A 7,215-nucleotide genomic window follows, 5' to 3' on the forward strand; every position below is an offset into this window, starting at 1 on the left:
CGAGGGAACAGTATGTCAAAGAAAATAGAGTGTGAGCTTTCTTCTGAGGGGGAAAATGAATATGCTCGCCATAGCCAAGTCCCGATGGAGCTTTTGGCTCCGGCGGGGAGCTTTGAGGCGTTTAAGGCTGCGGTGGAAAATGGGGCTGATGCGGTTTATTTGGGCGGCCAAAGCTTTAATGCACGGGCCAATGCCGCTAATTTTAGTTTGGATGAGCTGCGTAAGGTGGTTCAGTATGCCCACGAGCGGGAAGCAATGGTCTATGTGACAGTGAATATTCTGATCGCGGATCGCGAGTTTCCGGAGCTTTATGATTATCTTTACGATTTGTATGATATTGGGGTGGATGCCCTGATTCTTCAGGATATCGGCGTAGCTGAGCTGATACAGAGCATCTTGCCGGAGATGGAGCGCCACGCCAGTACGCAAATGACCATTAATACGACTTGGGGTGTTCGTCATGCGGAGAGGTTGGGCTTTCAAAGGGTGGTTTTTGCTCGGGAAGTGACAGCAGAAGAGATGAAGAAGATTTCCGCCACGACCCCTTTAGATATTGAGGTTTTTGTGCACGGGGCACTTTGTATTTGTTATTCTGGTCAATGCTTAATGTCCAGTTATATCGGAGGTCGGAGCGGGAATCGGGGACGCTGTGCTCAGCCCTGTCGGTTAACCTATCAGCTTATGAATGAGGACAAGACAGACTTATTGGCGGAGGCCAACCTGGGCAATCATCTGCTCAGTCCACGGGATTTGAATTTTGTGGAGGAGATCCGCAATTTACAAGAGTGTGGAGTCTATTCTCTGAAAGTTGAAGGACGAATGAAGAGGCCGGAGTATGTGGCTACGGTCATTCGCGTCTATCGTCGCGCCTTAGATCAGGTGCTTTCTGAGGAGAAGGGTGTTGGATCAGGGGTCACGGAGGAAGAAAAGACTGAACTACTGCAGATTTTCAATCGGGATTTTTCCCAAGGATACTTCCATGGTCATCCCGGGGCAGAGCTGATGAGCTATGCCCGTCCTAATAATCGCGGTATCCGCCTAGGTCGAATCACAAAGAATACCGGCAGTCAACTGGAGATAAGGCTCGAGGCTTATCTTAGACCCGGGGACGGGATAGAAATCTGGACGAGCAGAGGCCGCGAAGGAATCACGGTCAATAAGGTTTGCCGTGGTAAAAACGAAATCGAGGTAGGAAATCCTGGAGACATCGTTCAGATTGACTTTGTGGGCAAATCACATCCTGGGGATCGAGTATTTAAGACTCATGATGAGCTTTTGATGGATAAGGCCCGTCAGAGCTTTCAAGAGGGAAAAGAACAACGGAAGCGTCCCTTAAAGATGCGCTTGATGGGTTCCATTGGCGAGGTTATGACCTTAGAAGTGGAGGATCGTCATAAGCAAGTTAAAGTAAGTTCCTCCATTCCGGCTCAGCAGGCAATGAAGCGTCCTTTAACTCAGGAGTATGCTTTTCAACAGCTAGGTCGCTTGGGGACGACGCCTTTCTGGCTTGAGGAATTAGAGCTTGAGGTAGAGGACGGTGTGATGCTTCCGGTCAGTGAGCTCAATGAAATGAGAAGATTGGCTGTAGAAGGGCTGCTCCAAAGTGCACACGCATATGAGCGCATCACCCGCGGAGTTTATCGTCAGCGTCTGAAGGATTGGAAGGATAGGCTACAAGGGGAGCAAGAGAAACAGATTCAGCAACATAGAGCATCATCGACTAGAGAAACTAAAGGGCATACACATCGGGATCTAGGTTTGGTGGCGGCTAAAAGCTTGACGGTGGCGATCAGCGATCTAGAAGGAGTGAAGGCGGCAATCATCGCAGGGGCGAGGCGGATTGCCCTAGGAGGGGAGCGTTGGCGTTCCCGGAAGGGCATGAGCCTGGAAGATATCCGCTCGGCCGTTAAGCTTTGTAAGGAACAAGGAGCGGACTGCCTTTTGCGCCTGCCTCGTATCCTCAATGAGGAACAAAGTGCATGGTGGCAGGAGAATTTAAAGAAAATCAGGGACTGGGAGGACCGCCCGAGCATCATGATCTCAAACCTGGGTGAGCTGGAAATGCTCAAGGTCCTTGATTCAGACTGGACTTTTGAAGTAGATTATCCTGTGAATCTATTTAATGAGGCTGCCATTGCGCATTTTCTTCGCTTGGGTGCCCGGGGAGTTACTCTATCCACAGAGCTTGAGCACAGTCAGATTGAGAATTTGGCCCGCTGGCCGAAGACCGAGCTCTTTGTCTTCGGGGATTTGGAGATGATGGTCAGTGAGTATTGTCCTGTGGGTGCGACACTCGGTGGTAAAAAGGGTTCGAAATGCAGTGTGCCCTGTGTGAAGGAACCTCACTACCTTAGGGATCGAATGAAATATGATTTTCCGATCGAGACAGATTTGGATTGTCGGATGCATCTATATAATGTAAAGCGCTTGAACCTCTATAAGGAGTTAGGTGCGATTGCTAAGATGGGGGTTCAGCGAGTTCGTTTGCAATTAGATCGAGCTACTCCTGTCCAGATTCGCGATACCATCAGGGTCTTTCTTGAAGGTTGGGAACGAGCCCTTGATGGGGAGAGAATCTCAGAAGAGCAGGCAGAAAAGGTTAGTGCTTACCTAGAGGAACGTTTCCCGGAAGGGTTTACTAAAGGGCATTACTTCCGGGGAGTCCTTTAGAAATTGGGGAAAGATACTTCGCTTTGCTCAGTAGGACAGTGGGGGCTTGGCGTTAGTTCAGTGATAAAAACAATGAATGTCGAGATGATGATGAATCAAGGGACCTGTCCCCTTGATTCACCTTTATCCCAAACGTGGGAGGGAAAGGGTCGAAGATGGTAATTGAAGAACGAGTGATGAGAAAACTCGATTTTGATAAGATTCTCGAGGGACTGGCACGGCTATGCTTGTTGCCTCGGGCGCGGGAATTAGCTGAAGATATGAAGCCTTATGCTCATCTTGATCTTGTCCGGGAAGCTTTGGAGGAGACGGGAGAGGGTAAGAGCATTCTGCGGGTCAACCCGCTGTTTTCAGTGCGAGGAGCAAAGGAAATACGTCCTTTACTAGAGCGTTGTCTCAGGGGAGGTACTTTAACTCCTGATGAATTGTTACAGATCCGCGACACCTTAAAGGCAGCACGCTATGTTAAACAAAGTCTTTCAGAAGGGAAGGTGGAGACACCTCACCTCAAAGGAATTATAGAAAGTGTCCTGTTGCCCAAGGGCATTGAAGAGGAAATAACTCGTTGTATCACAGAGGATGGGCAGGTAGCCGATCAAGCCTCTCCTCTGCTTATGGAGTTACGGCGAGGAGTTGGGCGTTTGCAGAGCCGGATTCGGGAAACCCTAGAGGGCATTATTCGCAATCCCGCCTACCAGAAAATCCTTCAGGATCCCATCATAACGCAGCGCTCGGAACGTTATGTTGTGCCGGTTAAACAGGAATATCGTCAATCCTTCCAAGGGATTGTCCATGATCAATCAGCCAGTGGGGCAACGCTTTTCATCGAGCCCATGACCGTGGTCAATCTGGGTAATGAATTAAGGGAAGTTATCCTCAAGGAACAGCGGGAAGTACAACGAATTCTCTTGCTTCTGTCGGCGCGAGTTGAAGGTGAGGCGGAGTCCATCGCAGAGGCTCATGAAGCTTTGGCACGGGTGGATTTTATCCTAGCTAAGGCACATTTGAGTGAAGAGATGAATGCCGGAGCGCCGATTCTTACAGATAAGCAAGAGATTAGCCTGATTCAAGCAAGACATCCGTTATTGACAGGGAAGGTCGTTCCCTTAACCATTGAATTAGGGACGCGATTCGATACGGTCGTGGTCACCGGTCCCAATACGGGCGGGAAAACCGTTGCCCTCAAGACGATAGGTCTCTTGGCAGCGATGACCCAGTGCGGCTTACATATCCCAGCTGAATCCGATTCTCGCGTGGGAGTGTTTACGCAGATCTTCGCGGATATCGGGGATGAGCAGAGTGTAGAACAATCCTTAAGTACCTTCAGTGGCCATATGAAAAATATCGTCGAGATCGTGCAGAAGGCCGATAAGCGTTCCTTGATTCTCCTCGATGAAGTGGGAGCGGGAACTGACCCCACCGAGGGGTCGGCCCTAGCCATGGCTATCATCGCAGAGCTCCATGAGCGGGGCTCGAGAATTGTGGCTACCACCCATTATGGGGCCTTAAAGAATTTTGCCTATAATACACCACGGGTAGAAAATGCCTCGGTGGAATTTGACTCAGAGACCTTAAGACCTACCTATCGATTATTGATTGGGATCCCTGGCAAGAGCAATGCCTTTTATATCGCCGGTCGATTAGGCTTGCCGGAAGAGGTTTTGGTGCGAGCTCGTACCTTTGTCACGGAACGGGAAATGCAGGTTGCGGATTTAATCGAAAATCTCGAGGATACCCAACGAGAGATTGATTTTGAAAAGCGGCGTGCCCGCGAGGAACGCCAGTTGATTGAGATGGAGAGCCTGGGTCTGAAAGAAAAATCCCAAAAGCTTGAGGATGAATACCAAGAGCTCATGGCAAAAGCAAAGGATCAGGCTACGGAGATTGTCCGCGAAGCAAGACGCGAAGCGGAACGATTGATTGATGAGCTCAGGCTTGCCCTTAAAGAGGACCGCAAGGATCAGCAGGCAGTAGAACGAGCTCGCCAGGGAATCCGCAAATTATCCAGTAAAGTAGGGACTCCTGATAGCCAACCTAAGACCTCGAATGGTGTCAATCCTGAGGAGATTAAGCTGGGACAAATGGTCTATATGACCAAGCTCCGTCAGAAGGGGCAGGTTTTGAAGCTACCTAATAGCTCAGGAGAAATCCTCGTTCAAGCCGGGGTTATCAAGCTCAATGTTCCCATCAGTGAAATACGCTTGGAAAAAGAAGAAAAACCAACTCGCTCCACTCGCTCAGTTAATAGTCAGGGCAAGGGAGGAATGAAGAAGGCTGAAACCATCCGTACGGAAATCGATTTGCGGGGGATGATGGTAGAGGAAGCCAGTTTTGAGTTAGATAAGTATCTAGATGATGCAGTGCTCACAGGGGTAGGTCAGGTCTATGTCATCCATGGAAAAGGGACGGGAGCTTTAAGGAATGGCATTCATGAATTCTTACGTGGACATCATCATGTCAAATCCTTCCGCATCGGTCAGCATGGTGAAGGAGATCTCGGCGTAACCGTAGTAGAATTAAGGTAAGAGAAAAAGATATCACGATTTTTGTGGATTTTTTCATTGGTATATGTATATAATGCTTGTATATGAAATAATGACATGAGGTGAAGATATGGCTACATTTGCTATGATTACCCCTACTGTTGCAGTCATCGGTTTAGTGATAGCACTGATTCTTTTTGGACCGGGTAAGCTCCCCGAATTGGGCAAGGGCTTAGGCAAAGGGCTTAAAGAGTTTAAGGATGCGACAGATCTTTCAGATGATGATAGTAAGAAGAGTAAGAAGGAAACTCCAAAACAAGTTGCTGAGAGTAAAGAAGAAGCAGAAGACAGCGAAAGTAAATAACAGGAAAAAAGAAAGCGTGCTCATTTTTGAGCACGCTTTTTGACATAGAAGTGGGCTTGTATCTTGATGTAACAACTATCTGTAACAAAATTGATCATAAAACGTCTTGTGAAAAATTTATACAATGAGTTCCATTATAGACTTATGGGAGGAGGGTGGGCAGAACTTAGTGAAAGTGCTATGTTTAACAAACCCATCCTACCGCGTTATTGATGGCACGGATATTGCATTATTATTTAGTGTTCACAGAAAATACATAGTTTTAAAAGAGACAAGGAGGGAAAAAGGCAACTACCCCGTCAGGCTCCTTAAGGGCAAGTCAAAAAAAATTCTAGGAGGGAATAGTTATGACAATTAACCGAAGAGATTTTCTTAAACGCGCCGCAGCGGGTGCTGCTGTAGTGGCTGGGTCCAGTTTTTTAGTCGGATGTAATACCACTGGAGCAGTTGCACCTGCGTCAACTCCTGAAGCTTGGGATCATGAAACTGACGTCGTCGTAATTGGCGGAGGTAATGGTGGGTTAAGTGCAGCCGCTGCCGCAGCTGAAGAAGGTAAGAAGGTTATCCTCTGTGAAATTAGTGCATTTCTAGGTGGCGGTTCCGCCTATTCCGGTGGAACCATCCACTCTTGGGGTTTAGATACTTGGGAGAAATACAAAGAACATACTGAGGACCTGGATGATCCCGTCCTTGCTAAGAAGTATGTGGAAACCTTTAGACAGGAGTATATTCCGTGGTTACAAAAGAATGGAATTCCGCTTAAGAAGCATCCCGGTGGCAAGGGCTTCAACAATGACTGGGCCTTAGGTTCCGGTGAAGCCGGATATCTTAAGCATAAAGCTTATTTTGATGCTTTAGCTAATTTCATCACGAGCAAGGGTGGTACAATTATGCTCCAAACACGTGGCTTGCGCCTTGTCATCGATGAAAGTGGGGTAGTTAGCGGTGTTCAAGCTATCAAAAATGGTGAAGCCAAGGCTATTTTTATTAAGGCTGGAGCGGTAGTTTTAGCTACGGGTGGATTCCAATCCAATAAAGGGTTGATGGCCAAGTACATCGGACCAAATGGTGATGTGGCCCGCAATATGGGAACTCCTTATAATACCGGAAGCGGCATGCTTATGGCCCAAGGTGTGGGAGCTATGACTCAAGGCAACTTCTCTACTTTTTCGGGGACGTTTACCGGTATCGTACCGGGACCAGCAGTTGAAGATAGCCCAGCAGAATACGAAGCAAAACGTGCTGGTGATCCTCAAACCTTACCGGGAATCAGTGGTGGGCGTCCATTCGTTCCCATGTGGATTAATTACCTTTTCCCTGATGAGAGCATCTCGATTATGGTGAATCTCCAAGGCAAACGCTTTGCCGATGAGACCTCTCCCATAGAAGCTAAATATGCCAGACTTCCCCAAGAAGTATTGAAGCAAAAAAGAGCAATGGCCTTCATGATTGGAGATAAAAACACTCTTGAAAAAGCAAAAGGTTCAGACACGATCCTCAAAATGTATCAGGAACAGGGTGGTAAGGTTGTTGAAGGAGCTACCCTTGAGGAATTAGCGTAAGCGCTTAATCTTAGGGTGCATCGTCAGCACTCCTGATTTATGAGACAATATTCCTATAAACATAGTGATAGGAGGTATTGTTGTTGTGACCAGCCTGGAGAAAAGAGCATTAGTGGAAGAATGTCGTCAAAGTAAC

At 47.7% G+C, this 7,215-nt stretch carries 3 protein-coding genes and 1 pseudogene; all 4 read left to right on the top strand.

Annotated features, from left to right (window positions below):
* Positions 1-84: 84 nt before the first annotated feature.
* Positions 85-2,670: a DUF3656 domain-containing U32 family peptidase gene (locus AAC978_RS14455; protein ID WP_445900314.1), complete on the top strand. Its 2,586-nt coding sequence runs from the start codon at positions 85-87 to the stop codon at positions 2,668-2,670.
* A gap of 155 nt (positions 2,671-2,825) precedes the next feature.
* Positions 2,826-5,195: an endonuclease MutS2 gene (locus AAC978_RS14460; protein ID WP_341548771.1), complete on the top strand. Its 2,370-nt coding sequence runs from the start codon at positions 2,826-2,828 to the stop codon at positions 5,193-5,195.
* 88 nt (positions 5,196-5,283) lie between these two features.
* A complete protein-coding gene (locus AAC978_RS14465; protein ID WP_341548772.1) occupies positions 5,284-5,517 on the top strand; it encodes a twin-arginine translocase TatA/TatE family subunit in 234 nt (77 codons plus the stop codon).
* Positions 5,518-5,864: 347 nt separating this feature from the next.
* Positions 5,865-7,076: pseudogene (locus tag AAC978_RS14470) on the top strand (FAD-dependent oxidoreductase); the annotation flags it as partial.
* Positions 7,077-7,215 lie beyond the last annotated feature (139 nt).

Origin of the sequence: Desulfitobacterium sp. THU1, assembly GCF_038181555.1 — a bacterium.
In the GTDB taxonomy this organism is placed as follows: Bacteria; Bacillota; Desulfitobacteriia; order Desulfitobacteriales; family Desulfitobacteriaceae; genus Desulfitobacterium.

Bases quoted from the DNA above. Each gene is read 5' to 3' on its own strand.
- AAC978_RS14465 (WP_341548772.1), top strand. From the start codon at position 5,284: ATGGCTACATTTGCTATGATTACCCCTACTGTTGCAGTCATCGGTTTA.
- AAC978_RS14455 (WP_445900314.1), top strand. From the start codon at position 85: ATGGAGCTTTTGGCTCCGGCGGGGAGCTTTGAGGCGTTTAAGGCTGCG.
- AAC978_RS14460 (WP_341548771.1), top strand. From the start codon at position 2,826: ATGGTAATTGAAGAACGAGTGATGAGAAAACTCGATTTTGATAAGATT.